Source organism: Bradyrhizobium dasycarpum, assembly GCF_042019905.1.
GTDB lineage: Bacteria > Pseudomonadota > Alphaproteobacteria > Rhizobiales > Xanthobacteraceae > Bradyrhizobium > Bradyrhizobium japonicum_B.
Genome location: NZ_CP169574.1, coordinates 1,959,266 through 1,984,278, shown reverse-complemented (window position 1 = coordinate 1,984,278; position 25,013 = coordinate 1,959,266). Strand labels below are relative to the sequence as shown.

The 25,013-nt window shown below is 59.5% G+C and carries 19 protein-coding genes and 3 pseudogenes; 13 read left to right on the top strand and 9 right to left on the bottom strand.

The genetic code is table 11. The features are described from left to right. Positions 1 to 5 precede the first annotated feature (5 nt). The 4 genes and pseudogenes from ACETMP_RS09895 to ACETMP_RS09880 form a co-directional block, all read right to left on the bottom strand. Positions 6 to 413: an RNaseH domain-containing protein gene (locus ACETMP_RS09895; protein ID WP_375160787.1), complete on the bottom strand. Its 408-nt coding sequence runs from the start codon at positions 411 to 413 to the stop codon at positions 6 to 8. Then, positions 388 to 483, bottom strand: a pseudogene (locus ACETMP_RS09890) (TetR family transcriptional regulator); the annotation flags it as partial. The gene ACETMP_RS09895 and the pseudogene ACETMP_RS09890, both read right to left, overlap by 26 nt. A 259-nt stretch (positions 484 to 742) precedes the next feature. Next, entirely contained in the window at positions 743 to 1,612 is an 870-nt protein-coding gene (locus ACETMP_RS09885) for a helix-turn-helix domain-containing protein (RefSeq protein WP_375160786.1), read from the bottom strand. Positions 1,613 to 1,616: 4 nt separating this feature from the next. Next, a complete protein-coding gene (locus ACETMP_RS09880) occupies positions 1,617 to 2,207 on the bottom strand; it encodes a ComF family protein (protein ID WP_375160785.1) in 591 nt (196 codons plus the stop codon). Positions 2,208 to 2,401: 194 nt separating this feature from the next. Here ACETMP_RS09880 and ACETMP_RS09875 point away from each other — a divergent pair, with 194 nt between their 5' ends. The 12 genes and pseudogenes from ACETMP_RS09875 to ACETMP_RS09820 all read left to right on the top strand — a co-directional run bounded on the left by ACETMP_RS09875 (position 2,402) and on the right by ACETMP_RS09820 (position 17,095). Beyond that, positions 2,402 to 2,632: a MerR family DNA-binding transcriptional regulator gene (locus ACETMP_RS09875; RefSeq protein ID WP_375160784.1), complete on the top strand. Its 231-nt coding sequence runs from the start codon at positions 2,402 to 2,404 to the stop codon at positions 2,630 to 2,632. Continuing rightward, positions 2,617 to 4,455 carry a DEAD/DEAH box helicase gene (locus ACETMP_RS09870; protein ID WP_375160783.1) on the top strand — a complete coding sequence of 613 codons (1,839 nt, stop codon included), beginning with the start codon at positions 2,617 to 2,619 and terminating at the stop codon, positions 4,453 to 4,455. Before ACETMP_RS09875 ends, ACETMP_RS09870 begins: the two co-directional genes overlap by 16 nt. Continuing rightward, a complete protein-coding gene (locus ACETMP_RS09865) occupies positions 4,448 to 4,690 on the top strand; it encodes a hypothetical protein (protein WP_375160782.1) in 243 nt (80 codons plus the stop codon). Before ACETMP_RS09870 ends, ACETMP_RS09865 begins: the two co-directional genes overlap by 8 nt. 193 nt (positions 4,691 to 4,883) lie before the next feature. Continuing rightward, positions 4,884 to 5,063 (top strand): annotated as a pseudogene (locus tag ACETMP_RS09860) (GNAT family N-acetyltransferase); the annotation flags it as partial. Between the two features lie 36 nt (positions 5,064 to 5,099). Then, positions 5,100 to 5,980 (top strand): annotated as a pseudogene (locus ACETMP_RS09855) (hypothetical protein). 148 nt (positions 5,981 to 6,128) lie between these two features. Then, positions 6,129 to 7,553, top strand: coding sequence for a hypothetical protein (locus ACETMP_RS09850; RefSeq protein WP_375160781.1), 1,425 nt, complete (start codon positions 6,129 to 6,131; stop codon positions 7,551 to 7,553). 17 nt (positions 7,554 to 7,570) lie between these two features. Then, on the top strand, positions 7,571 to 8,080 hold the full coding sequence (locus ACETMP_RS09845) for a hypothetical protein (protein WP_375160780.1): 510 nt from the start codon (positions 7,571 to 7,573) through the stop codon (positions 8,078 to 8,080). After that, the gene (locus ACETMP_RS09840) at positions 8,016 to 9,401 is read left to right on the top strand and encodes a hypothetical protein (RefSeq protein WP_375160779.1); all 1,386 of its coding nucleotides are present in this window, start codon (positions 8,016 to 8,018) and stop codon (positions 9,399 to 9,401) included. The genes ACETMP_RS09845 and ACETMP_RS09840 overlap by 65 nt, the downstream gene beginning before the upstream one ends. Beyond that, a complete protein-coding gene (locus ACETMP_RS09835) occupies positions 9,379 to 10,254 on the top strand; it encodes a hypothetical protein (RefSeq protein WP_375160778.1) in 876 nt (291 codons plus the stop codon). Before ACETMP_RS09840 ends, ACETMP_RS09835 begins: the two co-directional genes overlap by 23 nt. A 4,241-nt stretch (positions 10,255 to 14,495) precedes the next feature. After that, positions 14,496 to 14,738: a hypothetical protein gene (locus tag ACETMP_RS09830; RefSeq protein WP_375160777.1), complete on the top strand. Its 243-nt coding sequence runs from the start codon at positions 14,496 to 14,498 to the stop codon at positions 14,736 to 14,738. 178 nt (positions 14,739 to 14,916) lie between these two features. Then, the gene (locus ACETMP_RS09825) at positions 14,917 to 16,032 is read left to right on the top strand and encodes a serine/threonine protein kinase (RefSeq protein WP_375160776.1); all 1,116 of its coding nucleotides are present in this window, start codon (positions 14,917 to 14,919) and stop codon (positions 16,030 to 16,032) included. A 37-nt stretch (positions 16,033 to 16,069) separates the two neighbouring features. Next, the gene (locus tag ACETMP_RS09820) at positions 16,070 to 17,095 is read left to right on the top strand and encodes a nucleotidyltransferase family protein (RefSeq protein ID WP_375160775.1); all 1,026 of its coding nucleotides are present in this window, start codon (positions 16,070 to 16,072) and stop codon (positions 17,093 to 17,095) included. Positions 17,096 to 17,183: 88 nt separating this feature from the next. Here the strand turns inward: ACETMP_RS09820 and ACETMP_RS09815 are convergent, their stop codons facing one another. Next, complete coding sequence (locus ACETMP_RS09815; protein ID WP_375160774.1) at positions 17,184 to 17,567, bottom strand: H-NS family nucleoid-associated regulatory protein; 384 nt, start codon at positions 17,565 to 17,567, stop codon at positions 17,184 to 17,186. A gap of 710 nt (positions 17,568 to 18,277) precedes the next feature. On the opposite strand from ACETMP_RS09815, the gene ACETMP_RS09810 reads away from it, so the two are divergent. Next, on the top strand, positions 18,278 to 18,646 hold the full coding sequence (locus ACETMP_RS09810; protein ID WP_375160773.1) for an H-NS family nucleoid-associated regulatory protein: 369 nt from the start codon (positions 18,278 to 18,280) through the stop codon (positions 18,644 to 18,646). A 49-nt stretch (positions 18,647 to 18,695) separates the two neighbouring features. Here ACETMP_RS09810 and ACETMP_RS09805 read toward each other — a convergent pair whose 3' ends face one another. The 4 genes from ACETMP_RS09805 to ACETMP_RS09790 form a co-directional block, all read right to left on the bottom strand. Next, positions 18,696 to 20,162, bottom strand: a complete 1,467-nt coding sequence (locus tag ACETMP_RS09805; RefSeq protein WP_375160772.1) for an exopolysaccharide biosynthesis polyprenyl glycosylphosphotransferase — start codon at positions 20,160 to 20,162, stop codon at positions 18,696 to 18,698. 141 nt (positions 20,163 to 20,303) lie between these two features. Next, a complete protein-coding gene (locus ACETMP_RS09800) occupies positions 20,304 to 22,127 on the bottom strand; it encodes a hypothetical protein (protein WP_375160771.1) in 1,824 nt (607 codons plus the stop codon). Between the two features lie 339 nt (positions 22,128 to 22,466). Next, on the bottom strand, positions 22,467 to 23,075 hold the full coding sequence (locus ACETMP_RS09795) for a CpsD/CapB family tyrosine-protein kinase (RefSeq protein ID WP_375160770.1): 609 nt from the start codon (positions 23,073 to 23,075) through the stop codon (positions 22,467 to 22,469). 58 nt (positions 23,076 to 23,133) lie between these two features. Next, a complete protein-coding gene (locus tag ACETMP_RS09790) occupies positions 23,134 to 24,798 on the bottom strand; it encodes a GumC family protein (RefSeq protein WP_375160769.1) in 1,665 nt (554 codons plus the stop codon). Between the last annotated feature and the right edge of the window lie 215 nt (positions 24,799 to 25,013).

Sequence of the window (25,013 nt, the reverse complement as noted above, 5' to 3'; positions counted from 1 at the left end):
GCGTCCTAGAAGGTCACGCCGCCCAGCTTACGCAGCTCGTTCAGCGGGAAAGGGCGAGCGGTGTCGGCGTCGTACTGCGCGTGCGCCCCACGTCGTCGGTGGACCAGGGTCGCTAGGGTCAGGGGATCGTCTCCCTCCTCCCGAAAGGCGACGCAGATCTCGTCCATCTGCGAGCTGACCCGGCCCAAGCTCTCCTTTGGAGAGCGCACGCCCTCTTCCGGTTCGGCGTGGCGCGAGACGCGGGCGGCGAAATGCTGCGCATTGGAAACTGTCACCGGCTTCAGATGAGGTGCCGCGATCTGCGCAAGCTCGGCCGCGCGCGCCGGCCCGATACGACGAAGCGCCTGGACGACGGTCCCGGCCAAGCTGCCCGGAGCAATCAAATGCTTATCCGCCCGCGTGATCTTTGCCACCGTGCGCGGCGATGAACATGGCGACGGCCGATCGGCAATAGGATTCGATTTCGTTGTCGTCCTCTGATCGCGAAACCGGTAGTCGCCCTGATGCAACGCGCCCAGGACACCGGCGTGATCCGAATTGAGATGTCGCCCGGCCTCGCCGCGATCATAGACGGCGCGCTGTACAGTTCTGGCTCGACATCAGCTTGAGATCCGCGCGGCTTTGGCTTTTACCGCCGATGAAGGGCTCTCGGATGAGGACGCCATTGGCCACATTCTTCGCCTGCTTCACGGCCCGGACTGAGTTCGAGATGCATGGCGGCGTTCAGGTGGCAAGCGCCGCGTCAGCCAGCAGCAACGCCGGCGTCGCGAACGTGCATCTCCACGCGCAAGCCCGCCGCAGCGGCCATGTTAACCAAGGCGTCGAGGCCGAACAGGTCGACCTTGCCGCGGGTGAGGTCCGAGATCCGCGGCTGGGTCACGCCAAAGACTTTAGCCGCTTGAGACTGGCTTAGATGCGCGCGGGAAATATGCTCCTTGAGCGCCGTCATGAGCGCCGCGCGTAACTTTGCGCTCTCGCTCTGCGCCGGGCTCGCCGCGGCTGGTGCTGACGGCTCCAGATCCTTCACCGGGCCTGCTGACGATTCGCTATTCGCACCGATGCCCAGCGAGAATTGCTCGTGGGCGATGCTGGCGATCTTCGCGGCGAGGCCGATCTTCTCTTCCGCCTTTGCGCGAGCATGATCCGACATGAAGGCGACAAGGCGCTCCAAGTCGCCCTTGTCTGATATGGTGACGAAATCCTTGTTCTTGTTCACGAAGACTACGGACTTCTTCTTTTCTCGAAGAAGCTCGATGACATTGCTGAGCGTACCGGTGCTTTTGCAATCCCAGACCATGAGGCCATAGTCGCTGTCGCGCGCCATCTCCAGGTCTTTGGCGGTGAAATAGGCGCGCGTGCCCGCCTTCGCCTTCGAGACGACCCTGTGGACCGGCCATTCTGCGACATTGTTCCGGGGCGAGTCCCCGGTGCAATACACGGTCACCTTTCCGGCCTGGTACCGCTGGAGGCATTCCTGAATGGAGGTATCGGCGCCATCGGCGTCTCCGACCACGACGTTGAAGTCTGAAGACACGATCTTGTTGATCCTATCCGCCACCTTCTCATGCAGGCGGCTGATGGAGATTGATCCGGCGATGAAGACGGTGGTCATGGCATTACTTCCATGTGATCGAAGCGGCGTAGACGTGGTTGATTTTCTTGTACGTGCGCAGCGTTTTGCAGACGGCGTCCATCGTGGCGCCCGTGTCAAAGAGATCGTCAAGGACAAGCGCGTTCCAACACCCTTCGTTGGTGATGGACGGGTTGATGCTGAACCGTCCCTCCAATGCGGCGTCCTTCGCGTCGCGGCCGTGCAGGTTCTTGAGCTGCGGGCTGCCTTCGGGCGCGGGCGCCTTGACGATGATGTCGTCGAACACCGGCGTTTTCGTCAGTTTGCCGAGTTCGTTGGCGATCTCATTGACCGGCTGGCGCGCGCGCACCGTGGAGGCGGGCATTGGGATAATCAGGCCGATCTTGCCGAACAACGGCAGCAAGGATTGCTGCACTTGCGCTGCGATCGGCTGCACCTGATTCCAATCAGCTCGATATTTAAGCTGGTATAGCGCCTCGCCGGGCTCTGAGCGCGTCGTGTCAAATCGAGGGTGGCCGTACTCGTCGTCGCCCAGGTAGACGCTCGACAGCGTATGCTTGTGGAGCGCGTAACCGAGATCCCAACTGCCTTCGAGCTTTCGAACCTGAACCTGCATGACGAAGAGTGTTCCTTGCAGGCCCCTCGGAACGCCGCCCACGGGACCACCCTAGATATATACAAAATCTTGTATGAGACGCAAGAGCCTCATGGCGGCGTCATCAATGGGCTTCCGGAGCTCTCACGTACGCAACCGCAAGGATCGTCGCTGAAGGGATTGACCTAATGCATGGAGTTGCATAATGTTGCCACATGTCACAGAATGATGCCCCAGATTTCCTAACCCTTGCCGAGGCCGCCGAGTATGTCGGCGTCTCGAAGGACACGCTTCGACGGTGGGATGCCTCCGGCAAGCTCAAGCCGGTGCGTCGCCCCGGGAGCGGTTATCGCTTCTATCGGCGGCCTGACCTCGAGCCCTTCCGGCTCGGTATCGGCGCGCCGAACAGGCCGCCGACGAGCCGGACCATATGTTTCAAACCCTGACCGCGGATATTGAAGCGAACCCCAAGATCCGCGAGCCACAGCAGGGCGCCCACCGGGCAGTGCGGACTTACTTCGAAGCCTCGAACGAGCCGGTGATCCTGCAGATTCCCGTGGGATGCGGAAAGACCGGCGTCATTGCGACATTGCCTTTCGGCGTCGCCAAAGGGCGAGCGCTCGTTATCACGCCGAACTTGACTATCCGGTCGGGCGTCGCGGAGTCGCTCGACATCAGCAACCCGAAGAATTTCTGGCGGCGGACCGGCGCGCTCCACGATTTTTCCGCGGGGCCATTTCGCGCTGTTTTGGATGGCATTGATGCCAACCTCCACGATTGCAACGCAAGCCAGTTCGTCGTGACCAACATCCACCAGTTGGCCAGCTCGGCCGATCGTTGGCTCCCGCAGTTTCCGCCGAACTATTTCGACATGATCATGATCGACGAGGGCCACCACAACGTGGCCCCCAGCTGGGCGAAGGTGTTCGATCGCTTTCCGAACGCTAAGGTCGTCAGCCTGACGGCGACGCCATTCCGGGGCGACGGAACCCGGCCGGTCGGCAAGGTGATCTATCGCTACCCGTTCACCCGGGCGATGGTGAAGGGGTATATCAAGCAGATCCACTCTCGGAACGTCGCGCCGTCAGAGCTGTCCTTCACCTACCGTGACGATACTAAACGGCACACCCTCGAAGAGGTGTTGGCCTTGCGCGAACATGCCTGGTTCCGGCGGGGCGTCGCGTTGGCGCCGGAGTGTAATCGTCACATCGTAGACGCCAGCATCAAATACCTCCTGGAGCTGCGAGAGCGTAGCGGTTTCCGTCACCAGATCATCGCCGTCGCCTGCTCCGTCGACCATGCCCGTCAGGTGCGCGGGCTGTACGAAGAGCGGGGCCTGAAGGCGGCCGAAATCTATGGTGAGATGGATCGGGATAAGCAGGACGCCGTCCTGACCGATCTCCGCAGCGGCAAGCTCGATTGCATTGTGCAGGTGCAGATGCTCGGCGAAGGCTTCGATCATCCGCCGCTGAGCGTCGCGGCCATCTTCCGGCCGTTCGCAAGCTTGTCGCCTTACATCCAGTTCGTCGGGCGCGTGATGCGCGTCGTCCATGAGGCGAAGCCGGACCACCCGGACAACCATGCCTTCGTGGTCTCGCATGTGGGCTTGAACACCGACGCCCATTGGGACGATTTCCGCGAACTCGATTTCGATGACCAGGCGATGGTCAAGAAGTGGCTGGAGGCCGGTGACGAGAATGGCGATGGCGACGGCTCAGGAGAGCCCCGTCGTTTCGACATCGGGATGCTTGTCGATAACGAGATCGTCGGATCGTTCATCAACAGGTCTTTCTTGGACCCGGAAGACGATCGCGTCCTCGAAGAGATGTTGGATCACGAGATCGGCGCTGGCCTCCGCCTGCGCGACGTCATCGCGAAGGACAAGCTCAGGGAGACGCTGCGCCGAAAGCAGCAGGAGCTGTCCCAGGTCAGCAGTTCCGGCGACCTTCCGGTGCAGCCGCAGGCCCGGAGAGTTGGCGCGCGCAAGAGGCTCTCCGAACGCACCGGCTCCCTGGTCGCCCGTATTCTGAAGGATTTGAAGCTCTCGCCCGCCGGCCGCGAAGTCGGCCAGCGCGATAAGACCGTCGCAGGGCGCGACAACCGGGCCGCCGTTACATCGCTGCTGAACAAGGCGATCAACGAACATCTCGGGATCAAGTCTGGGAGCCGTAAGGCGCCCGACGCAGGCGACAACGAGGACGCATTGGCTGCGCTCGACATGCTGGGAGACAACGTGCGCGACTCCCTGAAGGGGAAGACCGATGGCTAAAGTAAGGGACATTCTGATCGACGTGAAGATCGAGCAGGCGCAGCGCCAGCGCAAATGCCGGAGGAATAGCTCACACGTCATTGCCAAGGGCGAGTGGTGTCTCGTTGTTCGGACGAACGCGACCAACGATGACTACAGCTATAGCCGAGACGCCGCGAAGCCCATGCTCGATGCGGCTTGGGCAAAGCTAAAGGTACTCTACGAAGGGCTTGGAATGTCACCGCCTGGGAACTGAAGGATGGGGGAATGGGAGACGGGTATAACTTCCAGCAGCTCAAGGCCGCTATCTTGGCGCTGAGCCGGGCCACCGATTAGGAAGTGGCCAAAAAAGAGTGGCGGCTTGTCGAGATCTCCGAAGCCGACGAGCCCGAGACCTGTCTGTGCGGCCATTTCCCGATCATCGAATTGTGTACCATCTCCAATGCTTGCTACTCGCCGACGCTCTGTTCCGCGTCGCCCGGAGTGAGATCGCCTCCTTCGCGGTGATCGTCGATGCCAAGGATGACAGCGCCCGCCGCTTCTATGAGCGGGAGAGCTTCTTGCCGTTGCCGGACCAGCCCATGAAGCTGTTCCGGCCGATGGCCGACATCAGACAGCTCTTCGTGTGAGAAGACCTGTAAACCGAGGGAAATTGGCCGACCAGCATGTCCACCTACTACACAGATCGCGAATACGGCGCGCGCCCCCAGTCGATTGACACGATCGATGAGCGGCTGTGGGCGGGACTCTACAGCTTGATCCAAACCCGCATTGGCGATGGCTCGTTTGGGCTACGCTTTCCTGAGCAGTGCCCCGATGGGAATGGTCCGTGTGGCTGCGATGAACAGGCGTTCCGCCTGGTGTTGGCGGCCGAGGTCCCATGGATCGAGTGGCCGCTCTCCCCGACAGAGGCACCCGACACGCCGGTCATCCTCGACCTTCTCGAGTTCTGCGCGAGAGCGGTCGGCGAGCCGATCCAAGGCGCATATCATTCTTTCTTCCGGCATCACCATCTGAGCTGGGACCGCGAAGCTGGGCTCGGCCGTTTCGTCGCTGATGTAAATATGCTGTTCCTGCGCAATGCGCTGGCCTTTGAACTCACGCCCGCCGGCGAAGCCCGCCGCCTTCTTCCGGCGCCGTTGGCCGACGTGGTCGGTTGGACACTCTTCCAGACGGGCGATGCCGAGACCGATCGGCTTCCGAGGCCGCAAGGCGACGGATTCTGTCGCCCAAACCCGAAGACCGTAAGGACGCGCTGGAAAAGCTTTGGGACGCATTCGAGCGATTGAAAACCCTCGAACCGGGCGCCAACAAGCGCGTGCAGGCTGAAGCGTTGTTGGATCGAGTTGCGGCTTCGGGCTCGGCCTTTCGCCAAGCGCTGGCGCACGAAGCGATGGAGCTCACAGGCATCGGCAACAGCTTCCGTATCCGACATTCTGAAGTCACGCAGGAAGCGCTGACCTCGCCGGATCAGATCGACTACCTGTTTACCCGGATGTTCGCCTTCGTCCGGATGGTGCTCAGGGGGACCGGGCGTGGCGGGTAAGAGAACCGCGGCGACGAGAGGAGACTCCCAGACGCAGGCGCGCCAACGGCGGACGGCCGCCAGCGGCGGCGCACCCACGCGGTCGCGCCGCAGTCCCGGCAACCCCGGCTTCGCAGGCTACGAGTATCAGATCGAGGTTACCGTCTGGGTGGCACTCGATCTCATGCTCGCCAAAGGCGCGACCGAAGAGATCGAGATCGAGCCTCGCTCCGAAGAGGATCTCCAAGCGGCTGTTACCGATCCCGCGGCGGCTTCGCTTGGCCTCGTCGCGCAAGGCGCTAAGCTGCACCTAAATTTGCAGGCCAAGACCCGCTCGGGCGCGCCATGGCCGGCGACGGCCATCGCGGACGTTCTACTCGGTACGCACGCCGACCTCACGGATCAGGGCGGCAGGCGCGCCCGGCCGCTGGCGATGCTCCAGGCCGATCCGCAGAGTCGCTATATCTTCGTGACGAACGAAGCTTCGGCGGAAGCTTTGAGGCCGCACGAAGGCGCGCACCTGTTTGACTTTCCCGAGGTCGATGAACTCCCGCCTCACGTGCGCGCCGGCTATGACGCGACCACACAAGCAGCTCTTGCCCCGCGCATCGTCCTGCTGACCGGCGTCACCCGAGAGGTGCTCGACGGCCGCATCGGCGCGCTGCTCACCCAGCACGGTCACGTCCCGATCTCAAAGCACAATGACTGCGTGCGCGACCTGCGTGAAGCGGTACGCCAGCGGATTGCCGGCGCCCAGGGCGGCCGTTGGACGCGGTCCGAAGTGATGGACGCGCTCGTTCGTCATGGTGGCTCGCTCGCGCCCACCCGCGATATGGACCACTATGTTCGCCCGAAGTCGTTCGACGCGATCAAGGCCCAGCTCGACACGGCGCACGCCGTGGTTATCGCGGGGCCTTCGGGGACAGGCAAAACTCTGACCGCAGACATTCTCGAGCTCGCTTTGCGTCGTGGGCAGCCGCCGTTTGACGTGATCGGCGAGGAAAACGGACCCGGCTATGTACGGCGGAATCTCACGCGCGCAGATCCGGTTCTGTTTCACTTGCGCGATCCCTGGGGCGGCAATCGCCTGACGCCTGGCGCGGATCGCTGGAGCGGCGAGCTTCCCAAGCTGCTCGACAATGCCGGCCCTGGGCGGAAATTCCTGATCACGTCGCGCTCGGACGTGCTGCAAAGCGCCGGCCACGAACTGACCAAGGACCTGCGCCCCTACATCGTCTCGATCGAGGTCGAGGACTATGGGCCCGAGCGCCTTGCCGAAATCTATGATGGGATGACGGCGGACCTGACCGGCTATGCGAAGCGCTCGGCGGCCCAGCATCGCCAGCGCGCGCTCGCGGTCCTGACCCGACCGTATGAGGTGAAGCGGTTCCTCGTCGCCTTGAGCCGCGAGGATGGGGTGAAGCCTCGCAAGGTCGACGAAATCCTAGCCGACTCACAGATCGAAGCGATCTCGAGAGTCATCGCCGACCAGATAGGCTCGGACGGAGCCGAGGCGGCCGCACTCGTCTGGGCCATGCTGAGCGCGCGCGGTGCGGTCGCGCGCGACGTCTTCGCCAAATTCGACGACGTTTGAGATCGACAGATCCGGATTTGCGCCCCGATATCGACGGTCTGATCGACTTCCTCGTGGCGGGTCAGAACCTGCGCCAGGACGGCGCAGCGCTCGCCTTCTACCATCCGCGCGTCGAGGACGGGCTACGGCTGACGTTTATGCGACGTCCACGCGATGCCGAGCGCACGCTGTCGACCGCAGTGGATGTCTTGTTGGCCTGGGATCGAGCGGGAGACGACTGGGGCTTGGAGACCGGCCTCAATGTCTTGCGGGCCACCGCGAAAGTCGAGGAGCTCGAACTTGATCTAGCCCCTGTCACGACGCACCGCCTCGATCAGCATCTCGAAGCTGTGGCTCTGTCTGCCGACAAGCGCGCCGACTTTGAAGGCGCCTTGCGCGATCTTGCGCGGTTCGGCTCAGAGAATCATCCGCCGGCGCGCGTAGCCCGAATTCTCATCGAAGGGGGCCCCGAGACCGACGAGGTTGTCTTTCGAGAACGCTGGCGCGCGCCGCCTCACCGAGGCGGATATCTCCGCCTTTCGCGATGACAGCCGCACCCAGCGGATGGTTGAGCGGTTCATCCAGGACTTGCTGCCGTTCTCGCACCGTGACTATCAGCCCGAGCTGGTTCCGCTGCTCGAACGGCTGGCGACCAATCTCGTCAATCCGTTTTGGAACGCGTTGGATTCGATCGCTGGTCCCGGTGGTCCGCACGACAACATTGATGTGATCGTCACGGGTGCTCTAACGGGAGACGCGCCAGATTACGAGCGTGCGATCGAGCGCTTCGCCCGCTCCGAGGTGGAGGCTGACGCGTGGCTAGAGGGTTTTTCCAAGGATACGTACGACGCTCAGGAACACGCGGTCGATGCCGACGCAGCCGACCACATCACCGATGAACCTGGCGATCGTTATTTCAACTCGCGCGAAGGCATGAAGATGGTCGTGCGGCTTCGACGTAAGCGCGAAGGCGTAGGATGGATCGCCGGCCACCCGCACCGAAAGCTTCTGCTTTACGCCCTCGGCGATCTCATCGCGCAGAGCCATCGCACGCCGCCGCTCGTCGAGCTGGAATTGCTGTTGGCAAACGCCGACGATTGGGTCCGGGATCAAGCTTGGCGGGCTGTCGAGCGCCATTGGGACGAATCCTTGAGCAGCTTTCTCCGCGACGAGTTGGCCCGTTTGGATATCGACAGCGCGAGCCAACGTCGCCGGCTTGTCGAAATCGCCGCCGCTCACGGTCATGGCGATCCTGTGCCTGATCTTATTGCCGTGTCCGGGCGCGTGCCGTTCGCACGGCGTTTGGAGCTGGTCCTCGATGTGGTCACGACCAAGCTGGACGACGACCCAAAGGGCGATCATGGCGCGGCGGCGAAGCGGGCGAGGGCCATGCGGCTGTTGCAGAGCTTCGCAGTTGACGAGCGGGAATTGGCGCAGGCGTTGTTGGACATCCTGGCGGGCGGCGAAATCCGCGCGACGGCGAGGGCGCTGTCCGAGCCGGGTCGCCAGCTTCTGACCGCGACTCTTATGAACGCCTCGATCGACTTGGCCGGGCCGTTGGCGTGCCTGGCGGCAGGGGCCGGCGTGAACATCGATGCCGCGGCTGCTCGGCTGCTTTCGACCGACGATGCCGCGGATGGGGAGGCGGCCATCCAGGCTTTGGTGATCGCGGACGGCTCCGACCTACGCACGAAGCCTCGAGCCCGCGTTGAAACACAAGCGCTATCCCATCCGGCGAAGTGCGCTTCGGCTGCTGGCGGCCGATGCGACGATAGACCAAAGGGCCAGCCTCATTGCGGTCGCCGGCGATCACAGTGCAGACGTGCGACTGGCCTTTGCCGAGCTCATGAACGACCAGCGCTGGCCTGAGGCGATCGACGCTTTGGTGAAGCTGCTAAGCGATAGGCGCAATTTCGCCAGCCACGCCGGCGTTGGCACTCCGTGGTCGAAGTTTAGTGTGGCGCGCGCCGCTGCGCGTGCCCTGGAGGCCTACGCGGCCTTACCGGATCGGACGGTTCACGCTCTACTTCGGACCGCACAAGCCGACAGTCCAGACCCGTTTGTCGCATGCGCGGCGCTCTCCGCGCTCGCCGAACGGGACGATCCGCAGATTGTCCCGGTGCTGCTGTTGGCGCTGGCAAGCCCAGGTCTTGATCGGTCTCCGGATCACCGACCCCGGGCGCAGGCTGCGGCGTGGGCGCTGTTCGACAGGTCGATAAACGGCCGGTCGGACATGCTGATCCCCGACGTCGTGCATGTCGCCGAAGGGGATGTGGCGCCCGTCGCGGGTCCATTGCTGCTTGCCCTCGGTGTGCATTCGGGTGAGGTGCGCAGGGCGCTGTTGACGCGACTCAAGGCGTCCCGCCACCATGACCGTGAGACGCTGGTGCGCACGGCGGCAATTGCGGCCGACGCTGTTGCGGGGATGTCGCTTGATGATCGCGAGGACATCCTTTTGCGATTGGCCCGCGGCCAAGCGGTGGACTCGCTGAGTCCAGAACATCGTGCGTCGGCCGAGGCGTGGAGTCGGGCGCTGGATGTTCGCTCCGGGTTCGGGCGCTTCATCGCCTGGATCGCCGAGTTCGCCTTCAAGCTGCCGCTGAATGGCGAGGTCGGGAATATCCGCGCCTATGTCCTTCCCGAACGCATTGGAGTCATGACGATGCGCTCCCTCACGCCTCACAGGGAAGAGGACGGAGGTCGAGTCGACGACGGCATGTGAGCAACGCGCCTGCATAGCGGCTGAGCGCAGTCCCAGCGGCTCAGTGCCCGACGCGATGCAATCGAAAGAGCTTCTCGAAGAAATCAGTAATCTCGATTCGGAACCTCGCTGACCAGCTCATTCTACCGAACCGCCAAACTTCGTATCCGGCGAGGCGCAACTCTCGGTCGACCGATACCATGTCGGCATAGAGCTTCAACGACGGGCGAAGAGTCGAACAGCCACGATCGTGACAAAGCGCGCCGGCCGGTCTATTAGGCTGTGACGGTCTTTTTCAAGTTGTGTAGCTAAACGTTCTCGGCCGAGCATTTGTGAAAATCGACCGATCGATAGCGATAGTTGTCGAAGCCGCGGAAATTTTGAAGTGCGCGATTTTCCCTTTGAAATCATAAGCGAAAGAATTTGACGGCCCGGCAGTCGGACTTAGACCGTCGGCAGAAATATTTTGCGCTTATAAATCAGCGCGTTACGATGCGCTGAAAGGATCGAGTGGGAGTAGGGCTGCAGGCAGTTATCGCGTAGTTTGGCGTAGTCTTGGGAGCTTCTCTCGCATTCCAGATGCTCTTACCGAGATAGTTAGATTGGCGGCGCCCACCTGAGATAGGCAAGCCATGGCTATCTGGACAACAGAGTGCGGCAGCGCGGTCGAGCGTGCAGAAGGGACAGTGTGTTCAGCGGCGGGCGCAACACATGCCGGATACGACAGCAGAGTCCAGGAAATTGAGGCGCGCCGCACAACTCGTGTTCGGCGCGAATATCCCCCCAGGGTCGTGATATTGAATGGAGGCCTGGATCAAAGTACCTGCTCGCCGGCGTGAAGTCCTTGATGCGTGCGTTGGCCATGAAGAAATCTGTCGATTGTTGTAGCCAGTTCGTGACGGCCCCACCTGAATACATGCGTTTCCAGTCCTTGGACGTGAGCATCTTCTGAGCCTTGAACGACTCATTAATGTCGGCCATCGGCGTCTGTTTGTAGTGACCCTTCTGAAGATTCTCCATCGCTTCCGCGCTCTTGCCACGATTGAGTCGTTCCTCACGGCCTTAGGTTGTGCTCGATCGATTAACTCGTAGAGGGAGTGCGCCTTGAACCTTTCGCGTTGATGAAGCCTCATCCCCCCGGCACTGAACTCGTAGGCTGGTAGCGGGAATGTCCACGGAGAATTCTTCGACTTCTGAGAAGGTAATAGTCACAGGTATGCTGAAATTCAGGACGAGCCCAGCCTGAGCTCAGTGATCAGCTGTGATCCGCGATTGCCTTCGAGTGATCCGCGGCTAAGGCATCGAATGCTCAGTAAAGATCGTCCGCGAAGACCTTCGCAGCAAGCAACTGAATTATCCTTGCTTCGATAATCCCTAAAACGAAGATTTCGCAGCACGCGAAGAGGGCGCAGGTAGCTTGCGCGGAGAATTCGCGCGCCTTACGATTGCAGCGACGATAGCGGAGTGAATCTCGATTACTGCACTTTTTGCCCGAGGTCTCTCAGCAGCGTGTGGAGAAAGTCGCTGGCATGGTCGTATTGAGCGCTGCCTCTTGTGATTTGCCGAACGAGCGGATCCATTAACCGACCGACGGTTTCGGAGCCGACTAGCTCAGTTCTGTCTGACCACTGCAGCAGTAAAGTTTCTGGTATATCTTCCGCAGATCTGAACAGCCTTAAGAGGCAATGTTCGCTCTTGGAGTCATGGTCGTGATGAGCCCTTGCCGCATAGAAAGCGAATAGCCCACGGAAGGCATCACGGGAAACAGGAGGTTTTCCCATCTGAATTCCCCGAAAAAATAGGTTCTCAATAAAAGCAAGTCTGAATCGTTCGGGCGGGAAAAGCTAGTAAAAAATGAATCGCCTATATCTTCATCAAACCACACTCTGATTAAATCGCGATTAAATCTAACAGTCAGCACTCATTACCTAACTTCTTCGAGCGCTTCTGCCGGTTCTTCGCTGGGATAGCCAAGCAGCGCTCGTACGCCAAACTCACGGCAAAGATCATTCTTCGTGCCGCGCTTGATGATCGGGAATAATGGCAATCTTGACGATTGTTTCTGTGCTCCCGCGTCGACGTCCGCCTGAGCGGGAGCACACCCGGCGGCCTGAGCCGTTGAAGCTGAGGCCGCTCACTTGCGATTTTCCTATCACAAACGTTGTGCGGGATCCGCAAGTCTGCGGCGCGCGAATCGTGCTTCCGCTTTGGATGACTGGAATTCGAATCGGAGAGCGATGCGGGATCTAAAAGCTAATCAACGACCCCGCTAAGTCGGCAGAAATAGCCAAGAAGCTTGGAAGACATGTGGCATCGATCCGAGCCGCACCTCGCATAGTTTGGGGCTTTTATTCAGAAAATGATGAGTGCGATGCCGATGGCGGGGAGTGCGGCCCCGGTACGGCACTGGAGGGAGGGACATTGCCCGGGGCCGCCCCGCGGGTCCAACGTGGACCAGCACAAGCGCAACCGAGAGTTCGAGGGGATCGTTCCTAAGTGGTAATCGGCTGTTGACGCGCTGGTATCGTGACTGGAGCGCCACCCGGCGCCCGACGTGTGCGGTACGTTGCAATCCAATTGTCCACCCCGTCGTGCTCATCCTCGACGCTCAATGCGCAGCTTCGAGCCACCAGCGTGCTTGTGATCACCATGGCGCGCGCCGAGCTTACCCGAAGACCAGCGCGATCTGCGTGCGCCGACATGCCGAATCTACCATCGTGCGCAATGGGCAGCGGCTCGCGACTTCATTTTCAAGATGGAAGATTTGATCGGTCACGTTCAAAGCAGCGACACTCCACCGAGCGACGGATGCTTTGGACACCAACTCATTGCGATCGAATTGGTGAAATAGAGAATGGCGAACCATCAAGCGTGATGTCGCAAGGAAGAGTGCTCCAGCAGTTCGCGGCGTCCCAGAGAACAGGCCGCGCATCCGCGTTAGTCTTCTATCCAGGCAGCGTTGCGAATCCCCTGCTTGGATATCTCATTGCTCGGGGCCTCGGCGCGCCGGACGCCGACGATTATCGTCGTCTTTCTCCCGAGCACCGTGCTCCTGCCGTTCGTACTCTCTCGCGGAGCCGCTTAAATTGCGCCAGAAGGCTGGCGAGTTCGATGCTTGTGTCACGCAGAACAGCCAGGCTGCAAACTCTGATACTCACAATAACATCCCTAAACAGGCGCTGGCCGAAATCGTGACGGGAAGCTCGGATTTGTGACGAAGTGCCAGCAATGTCTAACCAATGGCTGCCGGAGGCGCCGGTTCGCTTTACGACGATGCGCGAAATATTTCTCAAAGCGGCTAGTGCGCTGCGAGAACAACGACTGCATCGGAAAGGGAAGCTGGCGCAGTCGCGGAAGCGCCCTCGTCATTTGCGTTAGTACGTTGGCGCCGTACGAGCGACCTCTGTCGTTCTGATGACCGGCTCCTCGACCCAGGCCTCGCGGGCAAACCAGTTGTGATTGGCCTGACAGGCCGGACAAAGCGTATTGCCGAAAAACACGATGCTTCGCAGGAAAGTCTCACGATCGGATTTGAGGCCGGTAGGAATCGCGCGACCGGACTGCGGACACTTGACCATAATCATACCCACGCCAACCTCCCTGGATGTGTGGTCGAATAAGGGGGGCCGGTCGGCTGGAGTGCGCTCTCGTCGATGCGGGTTCACTTGGGGGGCATCGCATCTGGGTCGCTGTCGAGCAAAGGGCAGCTTGCTCGTGACGGCGCTTCTCCAACCGACCGGATTCCTACTTCCGTGAATTGTGGAATACCGCCGGGCTTTGGCTCGGCAGTTCTGAATGATGTTCCAGACTCAACGTAAAGTCGCGGGTAAGCCGCAAACAAATATAAGGGCTCAATTCTTCAGGCTTCGAGCGAAATGCCCCGCCGGCAGCGCAGCCATTATCATTTTTGACAGTCACCTGTTTCGGCTCCCATTTGCGTAGCTTCTGAATATTCTCCGCTGAAATTTAATTTGTAAATAGAAAAGCGCATTGTCAGTCGCGATTTGCGACTCTCCTGGATATATTTTTACGCGAGCCTACGCGAAGCGGGCCGCAATCGAAATGTAAGCGGGATATGCAAGGGTGCAGCTTCTTCACACTTGCTGGCAATTGCGGCGGTTGCGAGCTGTATTTTGGTGGCCGCATCAGGTTCAAATATGAAACAAATTGTGATTTACGGTTAATTGTATAAATAGCGTTGTCAATTCACGCCGATCACGTAATCTTTGGCTTATTGAAGCTTCATTCGGCTGGAGGAAACGATGTGGGAATTAAATCACAATAATTGCCTCGTCTCGCACGCACCGCTGTTGGCCCAGATGCGCGCGGAGTTGGCCAGCATCGGCGAGAAGGAGCGCATTCTGAAAGAACGGAGTGCCGATCGCGAAGCTTATCGTTACCTTTTTGGATGCTCATCGGTTGACCGCGAGAGAGTGTCTTCTTGGAGAGCTGCTTTTGAACGTTTGCGCCACGGGGGAGGCGAGGACGGCCAGCTGGCGGCATGACGGGCCGGATTGTCATTTCGAAACGAGCCCGATCGGGTTTGTGCTCGGCTGAACGGGAATTGCAGCGCCGCAGGCTGGGCTAGATCGAATCTCGTAGTCGAGGCCTCCCTCGGTCGCGGCCGCGACATAGCGTTGCCCTTCGTCGGGCGAGACTGACCTTCGTACATTGGCTGGAGCCGTGCTGGAAAGATCGTCGGCAGAGATGGTGTTGAGGCCGGCTTCAGATGCAGTGTTCGTGCTGCTGGATGGTCGATCAATGCTCTTCAGCGAAGCAGGGCAGAAGATCTTCGAGCTGGACCAGGTAGCGGCATTCATCTGGTGCAAGCTGGCGCAAGGTGCCTCTCTGGAAGATATCTATCAGGGGCTTGGGGCGCTAGGCATTGAAGAGGATGCGTCACGCCAGTTCACCCGTCAGGTTGTAAATGTCTGGGCCGATCAAGCGCTGCTCCAAGTGGACTGGCAAGTGCCGATGGATTGTTCCTTCTCAGTGACCCTGGGGCGGCACAAAGTAGGCGTCCGGACCGCAAATCGAGACCTCTTGAGACGGCTGCTTTCGGTATTCTGCGTCGTGGACCAGGGCGCGTGCGACAACGACCTCGTGATCGAGGCAACGATGCTGGACGAGCAAGTGCTCTTCCGCGGAGAGGATTCTAGAATCTCCAGATGTGAAGTCGAAGCGCTGGCGCCGACGATCAAAGCGCACATCAGCGAGCGGCTTATTCGAAGCGATCGCTGGGTCTTTTCCCTTCATGCAGCTACTCTCCTGAGAAACGGTGCGGGCCTGCTGTTGTGCGGTCAGCCGGGAGCTGGAAAGTCGACCCTGACACTGCAGCTCTTGGACGCCGGCTTTAGCTACGCCGGCGATGATGTTGCGCTGGTTGGAGCTGACGGGACCATCTGCGGAATTCCCTTTGCGCTCACAGTCAAGGAGGGATCGTGGGACTTGCTCTCCCGGCTGCATGGCGACAGGTATGACGAGACGCATTGCCGCTCCGACGGGGTTCGGGTGCGGTACATCCCCATTCCAAATGCGCAGAACCAATGCGTCTCCGCGAACTGGATCGTCTTCTTGAATCGGGTCGCGAGCGGTCCGGAAGAACTGACCGCGATAGACCGGTTGGATGCAATGAAGCGGCTTATCGAAAACGCATTTGCCGCTGACGGAAGGCTGTCGCAAGCCGGCTTTTTCGCTTTGAAGCGGATTGTCGCGGGCGCACGATCATTTCAACTCACCTACTGCGAGTCGGTGGAAGCTCGGCGCTTGCTTATGGAATTGTGCGATGGTGAGGCATAGCAGCGCGCTCTCGAGCCTCTGCAATTGCTTGCGAGGCATGCCGCCCGTCGACGTGGATTGGACGTCCGTAATCGGGCTCGCAAATCGGACTCTGACGACGCCGGCGCTCATCGACTTTGTGGACAAATATGCATCGATGCTGCCGGAGGACGTCTGCGCATATATCCGCAATATCCACCGCCGAAACGAGCTGCGCAATAATCGCCTCCTCGCTCAGCTGGAAGAAGCCGTCGTTGCGATGAACCGCTTGGGAATTACCCCGATCATGCTCAAGGGCACATCGACACTGGCGACCGCACCCGGGGAGCGCCGAGGCGTTCGGCTAATGTCCGACCTGGACATCATCGTCATGCCGGACGAAGCCAGAATGGCAATCGCCGCTCTATGTGCAATTGGCTACGATATTGATTACCAGACTCCCGCCGCAAGCCAGAGATGGCACGTCGAGCTGAACCGGTCACAGGATGTCGGGACCATCGACCTGCAGCAGGCCGCTCCGGGTCCCGCGTACCTCTACCAAAGTATCGGGAAGACGCTGAACCATTGCGTCCTCGCGCCGCTGGGAAGTGGACGCGTGTATATCCCCACGCCTGTCTACCGAGCGCTCACGCTGATCATCCATGATCAGTTTCAAGACTACGGTTATTGGCTCGGCGACCTCGACCTGCGGCACCTTGTTGAATTGCGGGATCTAAATGATTCCACCGAAGGCCTTGATTGGGAGAAGCTTGCCTCGCTTGTTTCGGGCGAATTGATGAAGAATGCGGTTGAAACCCAACTGGTCGCTCTTACCGGGCTGCTTGGCGTCGATATTCCGCAGACGATGCGCTCCAGCCTGATTCCCCGCCTGCAGTTCATGCGACAGTTGATGCAGGCACGTTTTCCGTCCACGCGTTTGCTGTTCCTCGCGATGACGGCGCTGGATCTCGGAAACTACCGGAACGCGGCAAATGGCGCCTGGCAAGCCGCCGCCCATCCGCGTAGATCGTGGTCCCTCCCGAAAGTGGACACCTTGCAGTTTTTGTTGAAGGCGGCCGTCGCTGTGCGCACAGGGAAGGTGTAGGCAGCAATCGCGCTGCGAGCCGAGCGACCGGTAACTCCCACCGTTCGCCAACGATTCGCGCCCGCGGGTGTTTGCGTCGATGAAGCAATCAATGCTCGTGACTACCAGCATTCCGGTTGGACGCTTCGCCGTTCTCGCGAATCCTGAACTCCTCGAGTGTGTGTCCTGATTGAAGCGCTGCGACCAGCCAGCGCGGCTGTTTGCCTCGCCCAGACCAAGTCTCTGTCGGCTTGAGGGGGTTGAAGTATTTCGGCACGACCTTTGGGTATTTGCGGCGAGGGGACTGGCCTGGGCCCATCTCTGTCGCATCGCCCTCCGCCTCGCCGAATTGGTCCGGCTGATTGAGCTGCGCCAGGCGTTTTTCCAACTCGCGCTTTTCGGCTGTTATCTTTTCAGCAAGAATCTTCGTGAGCTCCTCGTGGAGGAGCCAAAGTTCTTCAAAATCCATGACTTCGAGATCTTGCCGGCGCATAGCATTCTCGTCACCGACCAACCTACCCAACAGTCGTCTCTGACGCCGAATAAAGGTTTTTTCGCGTGGCGAACAAAAGACTGGGAGTCAGGGTCGATCTTTGATTTGACGTAATAATAAATAAATAATATATTATTAAATGTATATTGCGAGGATTATTTTCTATTTCATTGGTGGACGAGGAAGGCTTGCTGCGCTCTCGAAGAGAAACATTGGATATTATCGGTTGCCCGTTGGTACGCCTTCGAGTTGCGATCAGGCAGTTTATAGCTCCTGCGGAACCGTTGACCGAGTTTAAGGATCTGCAGTTCCAAATCCAGCTGCGAAAGCTCGCGCTTAGAGATATCGCAACCATAACCTCGCGGCTGCAGCGGGCTGACATCCGCATTTCAGGACGAATGCCGGGATGCGGCCTCCCGCAGTCCTGTTCCTCACGAGGGCGGCGGCGCGGAAGATCGGCCTCGCGACGCTTTAATCAATCATAATCCGATTGAATCGCGGCGCCGGCGCACGTAGGACGCGTGTTCTACTCGGGCCGCTATTGAATTTAGCGTATAATTCATTTTTCAGTCTTGATTGGAGCTGGCGACGCAGTTATGTGGAGCATAAAAATGCTGTTGGGTTCCAGATATTTTTCGCTAGGCCCGACATTGGGTTCTTGATTACTCCGCTGGGACAATATTAAATGGGCGCAACTACAGGATGCTAGCATGTCGACCAAGAAGCTCGAACTAGAAGCGATGTCCCTCGATGATCTATGGTCGCTTCATGAGGAAATTAGCGGCATTTTATCGGATCGGATCAAAGCGGAAAAGCAGGAACTGGAGAAGCGCCTGGCGGTTCTCGGCGGCGGGATGGCTGTGTTAGCCGAAACCGGCAGGCCGGGCATCTCTCCCACGGGCAAGCCGAGGCGCAAATATCCGCGCGTGCTGCCGAAATACCGTAACCCGCAGACGTCCGAAACTTGGTCGGGGCGTGGCAAGCGACCTCGTTGGCTGGTTGCTGCGGTGAAATCCGGTCGGCGAATCGAGGAGTTTCGCATCGGGGAAGCGGCTCCGAAACTTCGGCAGCGGGCGTGAACTAGCTGCACCAGGGGACTGGCGCAGGCGCCTTTGGTCGAGATTGGAGCTAATAGGCGTTGCGCCCCCGTAATACTTCCACAGGAGTTCGCAACAGGATTGCAAGATCCAGCCGAAGACTCCAATTGTCGATGTACCAGAGATCGTATTGGACGCGTGCTTCGATCATCGACGCCGTGGGCGTTGCCCCGCGGCAGCCGTGAACCTGCGCCCATCCGGTCAGCCCAGGCCTGACCCTGCGGCGAAAGGCGTAGTTTCGCACGAGCTTGTCAAACTGTCCGTCGTGGGCCAAGGCGTGGGGACGCGGGCCCACCAGCGACATACTGCCCTCGAGAACATTTAGCAATTGCGGCAGTTCATCGAAGCTCGACCGGCGCAGCAATTTGCCCACGCGGGTGACCCGTCGATCGAGAGGGACGGCCTGAGTGATCACGTTGCCGTCCTCGAGAACATGCATGGTCCGAAACTTCCGGATCAGGAATGTCCGACCATTGAAACCGCAGCGTTGCTGTCGGAAGAACACCGGGCCCGGAGAGTCCAGCTTGATTGCGATTGCAGCCAGTACCAGCAGTGGTGCAGCAATCGCCAGCGCGAGCCCTGCGCCGACAACATCAATCATTCGCTTGAATGCGCACTCGAGGGACGTGAGGGGACCGCGCTGCAACTCGACGCAAACGGCACTTCCAAGATTCTGTGTCGGATGTCGAAGCAATTCGGATGTTGTGCCGACAGGCACGAACATGATCGGGAAGGGCAAAACCCGGAGATCGGCCACAAGTGCTCGCAGCTCGGGCCATCGCTCTGGAGAGGCCTCGACCACCACCTGGTCGAGCGGGACGTTGTAAATATAGTCGATTACGCGAGAGGCGAGCCGTTTTCGACCGGCGGGCCCGAAGCCGATCGGCGGCAGGCTAAACCGTGCTCTGACGCAATATCCGTGCATAGCCAAGGTCTCCGGGAGGCCGGCGTTTTTGGAAAGCGGTTGGTCGCTGATTAGAACGATATTGGTGCTGGCGAACTTTCTTTCGCTCAGACCCCTTATCAGCAGTGCCCTGATCCCCCATCGCTCTGCCACAAGCAAGGCCAAGCCGAGGATGGCGAACAGCGGGCCTGGTTTCTGAGAGGCACCTGGGGGAATTGCAAAGCCATATGCGGCCCAGATCAAGAGCAACCATGACGCCCAAGTGACACAGACGGCCCGAACCTGGTTCTTGAGCACAAGGAGCTCAATCGGCCGATAGAGGCCTTGAGCCTTCAGGAGGGGAGCCACGCAAGCCGCGCTAATCAGCGCCAAGCCAAATGCGTTGCCGTGGTCTGCCCCGGTCTGTACGTTCTGGAACCGGTACAAGACGGTGGAGATGACGCTCGCGAGCAAAATCGTCGCGATATCGGCACAGAGCGCAACGTGTTCGATCCGGTCATACCGCAGGGGCCATTTGTGCCGGGATATCGGCGGATCGAGACTGACACGAGCCGTATCAATTTGATCGGGGAGGTGTCGGTTCACGAAGTTCATGACGAGGTACTCTGATCAGAATTTAATCTATTATTAATTTATTGAATTTTTCAAGTGAAAATATAGCATTTAAATATTGGCCGCACTTGGTAAGGTTCGAGTCGGGCGGTCGTCATAGGATCGAGCAAAATACCTCGGGAGTTACCGACCGGTGCCGCGGCCCGGTGCACTGTTCGGCGGAGAGACGACCGTTCCGGGCAAAGGAGCCCGGATTTCCTTCCTTTGAAGAGCGGCGGAGTCCCACTCCGCAATCAGATTGTTCACCATGCTCTTTCCTTCCGCGGATGCCGACTGATAGGCGGCAACAAGAGCGGGGCGGAGATTGGGCTGTTTGGTCAGGGCAATCTTGATGTCACGCTGCACGAGTTCACGCAGTTCCGGTTCGTTTGCCGCCGAGACCTCGCGGAGCGCGACAGTCAGCCGCAGCGGAAGTAAGGCCAAGTCGCTTGGCGCTGTGTAGTACGACAGTTTCAGTAGAGCTGCGACGTCGTATTCCGCCGATCTCTGCTCCTTCGAGAGCGCCGCAAGCATGAGCCAAAGATCACCCCGTAGCGGTGAGTACCGCAATGCCCGTACCAATGCAGTCGGCGCAGCCGGATCGGCTCCGATCTCCGGCTTTGACGCTGCGGGTTCGTTGGCGATGGGCAATTGTGCAAGAACAGGTGTCTTCGGATGCAAATCGCCGTCCCCGCGCAGTGAGCCCGAAAGCGGCGCCCCTACGGACGCCTGGCGTGCCGCTTGGTTGGCGGAAGGCGCTTCAAGCGGCAATCCGCCCGGATACCGTGGGTGAGCGTATAGCCAGACCGTTTGCGCGCACAGGGCGACAGCGACAGAGCCCAATCCAATACGCATGGATACATTGCCATATTGGCGGGCTGGCTTAGATGCCGGATCTGAACTATCCAGCTCACTTCCGGGGCGCGTTGATCGCGGCGACAAGGCCGCGGTAGCCGTATCACGCTGGCTTTGGGCAGCCGCCAACCCTAACGTGGCGGCAGCCAACAGCGATGTGCCGAACTCGAGAATGCCGTCGTCGACCAAGGCCAGCATGGCTAGCGCAGCCGCAGCACCAGAACCAATAGCGGCGTAGGCGTAGTCCCGCCTTCGCTGCAGGGAGCATCTGAGCAAAGCCGAGGCGGCAAGCACCGTAACTATCAACAGCCCATACAGGAAAGGGCGGCCCATTTCGATGGCGATGACGGCGGCCGCGGTCGGCCGCTCTCGCGATGAAGGCCCTCCGATATCGCGATGGATCGGCAGCAGCGCCACGTACGTTCCTGCACCGGACCCAACCTGGCCGGCATCTTGCAGCATCCGTTCAGTCGCCGCCGGGTGCTGCGCAGATAGGGCGATCGCCAGATCGGTATTCGGCCTCACCGGCAGCAGGGTGAAAGCCGCCAAAAAGAGAATTGCGGCCGTGGCAAACACGCTCGCCATTCCCCAAACCCCATAGAACCAGTTCTGGATCGCGAACGCGGCGAAAACGATTCCCGCTCCAAGCAGTGCAGCTATGGCGGTTCCCGTCCCGTCTGCCCTGGCAAGGATCGCCGACAGGCAGAGAAACGTTGCCAGCATTGCGAACGATATGGGTGCCGCCAGCCGAAACGAGAGTTGCTTGGCCTGGCGACGTTCCTCGAACGCGCGGGCCGTCATCGCTGCCGACATAACCAAGCCCAGCACCGACGGTGCTGCGTCGGTCACGACGGGTACGGGAGTGCCGACGGGCGAGAGACCGTCAGCTCCCATCATCTGCCGCATTAGCAAGTACGCACTGACGACCGCTGAGACCGAGACCAGCATGGTGAGGAGTTGCCACGCGCGCTGTTTATCCAGCGCGACGATGGCCGCGACGAGCGCGAGGGCGACAGCAGCAATGTATTGCAAGAATGCTTGCACGGTTGCGTCGATGTCCACCGTGAGCCGTTCAGAAGGGGGGCATTCAATGCAGCCGATGCGGCTGCCCATATTGGATTGCCGGACCCGTGGATCGGAATTGGAACGAGTTGAACAGTCATGTAGACCGCCGGTACAACGAGAATGACGAGGAGAAACAGTCGTAACCGTCGTACCAGGCGCGCGATTGCGAAGGATGAGGTGAAAACTGCGGCTGCCAGCACCGCGATCGCGAGAAGAGCAGGACATAGAACTCGCGCTTGCGGAAACTCGGGTGTTGCAAAAGCCGCGGCGACGGACACCAAGAGTGCCACAATCAGAAACTTGTCCAGCATACAACGTCACCTCTCGGGCTTGGCGTCACTCCAAACGCTTGGACCGGTAGGCTCATGATGCATGGCGAAAGGCCGCTCAGGAGCTCAAAAGACCATATCGAACGTAGTGACTGTCATCGTAATAATCGCTGCGGTGGGCGTCGTATCGGGCCATCGCCTTGATGTCAGTCTTGTTCAGTACTGCGCCGATCAGCGAGTCCGAGATCGTCGGGGCGGTGTGCAGTGCATGCTGCACGACGTCGATCTTCGTGCGTCCCCACTCGACGACGAGAACGTAGCAATCGATCAGAGGAGCAGTGACCCGTACGTCGACAAGCGGGCTCAGCGGCGGAAGATCGACAATGATATAGTCATAGCTTTGTCGCAGACGATCAAACAGCCTGCAGATCGAGCCGTCGCACAAGAGTTCGCTTGAGTGAAGTACGGACCCACGCTGAACGGCCGGAAGAACGGCAAGAGTCGTGTTCGGATCCCGCCATATCGCCTCTTCGAGCGAACAGGTCCCTTTCATGACTTCAATAATGCCATCCACGGCCTTTGGGACGAGCCGAGCCGAGAGCGATGGATTCCGAAGGTCGCAGTCGACGATGATCACTTTCTTCCCGCTGTGCCCGATAAGTTGTGCCACGGAAGCGGCAATCGTGGTCTTGCCCTCATTTGGAAGGGCCGAAGTCACGCCAATCACCTGGTTGGGAGTCTTCGCCGGGCTATGGTCGATCGCGATCTTGATCGATCGGATCGCCTCAGTGTACCGAGAGAGGCATGCTCACGACGGCGCGATAAATGTCCGGAGCGCTCGGGAGTATGCGTTGGTTCGGGGCTTCCTGTGCCTGCTGCGGCCGAGCCGCCGACCTTTGCTGCCTGGGCAAACTCTGGATCGGCACGAGGGATAGGCACGGCAGGTCCAGCGCTGCCTCTAGCTGTGATGACGTGCGGAAAACGCGATCCATGACGTCTCGCACGAAACCGAGGAGCAGTCCCAGCGCGAGCCCTCCCAGAAGACCGAAGCTCAGCACGATCTTCGCTTTCGGTTTGCTCTTGGTTTGAGCGGCAGAAGCGGGGAAGATGACGCGGGTTTCTGAGATCGGGAAGGTCTCCTGCTGCGCCGAGCCCATATGCTGCTGAAGGAATGTGTCGTAGAGGGCCCGCAGACTCTTCGCTCGACTTTCCAAATCTCTTATCGTCAGCTCTGCTGAGTTCGTGAGGCGCGACTGCGCAATGGCCACGGAAAGACGTTTTTCGATCTCCTGCTGCCGCTGCTTTGCAAGTTCGGCTTCGCTGCGGCTGATCTCGGAAAGTCTTTTAACCTCGTCCAGAATGGAAACGCGAAATTCGCGCAGCCTGTTTCGAACGTTGACCACCGCGAGATGATCTCGGCCGACGCGGGCGGACAATTCGGCCTCACGCCTGGCGAGTTCGAGATACTGCTGGCGTAGCGATGTAATGATCGGACTGTTCATCGCGTCGGAGCCGATGGCGTCCAGATTGCCGATCGAGGATGGTTTTGCCGGGTCGACGCCAAGGAGAGCTTCGTAGCGCGACAGCTTGGCCGCGGCTTCTGAACTCTGCGCGCGAGCGGTAGCCAGCCGGGTGTTGAGTTCTGTGATCTGCTGCTCGTCGATCGGCTTTCCTCCGGGCGATACGATGTTATTTTGAGATTTGTAGGCCTCGACTCCACGTTCGGCGGTCAGCGCCTCCTCTCCAAGGCTCCGCAGCCGTTCCTGCAGCCAACTCGTTGCAGTTCGCGTGGCTTCAAATTTCGCCTCGAGCTGATCATTGATGTAGGCTCTCGCAATAGCGTTCGCGATCTCTGCCGCCAGCGCTGGATCGCTCGCGGTGAATGCGATTTCAATGACGTGACTATAGCCAACTCGACCTGCAGACAGGCGATCCAGGAAGCTTGCAATCGTTGCTTCCGAGGGCCGCTCCCGCGAAGCAGGTGGCGCACCTTCTGACGGACCCGACCGCCATCGTTGAAGCCACCCCATTAACCAGGACTGCAGCGACCGTCCCTCCCTAAAGTCTTGGTGATCGGCCAATTTCAACTGCTTGATCACGGTCGCAGCGGTCGCCTGCGATTTGATGATCTGCAGTTGCGTCTCGATCTGGGTAACGTCGAGGAGCGGTTCGGAAAGAAGCGATTGTTTCTGAAGGAACTGCGCCCTTGGATTTTCGAACAGGACCTGAACCTGCGCGGTATAGGCCGGCGAGACCAATCTCAGGTAAACGAGGCTGGCGGCACCTGCGAGGACAGTGACGAAAATGACGACGAGGTATTGCCGCCGTATAAATACCAGCGCAAATTTAATGAGCTCGCCGATGCCTTCTGTGTTCTGTCGGTTCAGCTGCATTTGAATGGGGGGAGGGAGACGTGACCCGTCGTTCTGGAGCGTATTGGTCTGCAGCATCGGACATTTCTCTCGGCTGTCGGCAATCGCGCGGGAGTAATCCGCGGCGGATATTGGACCGCTGTCACATTTAAAATAATATATAGGATAAAATTTGTATTGCCAATTAAATCTGGCTTTGACATTAATTGTGAGATAATTGATTGAAATGAGGAAAGGTACGACGGCCGATTGAAACGATGTCTACCGCGAACGGAGCGAAGCGGAACTGGTTG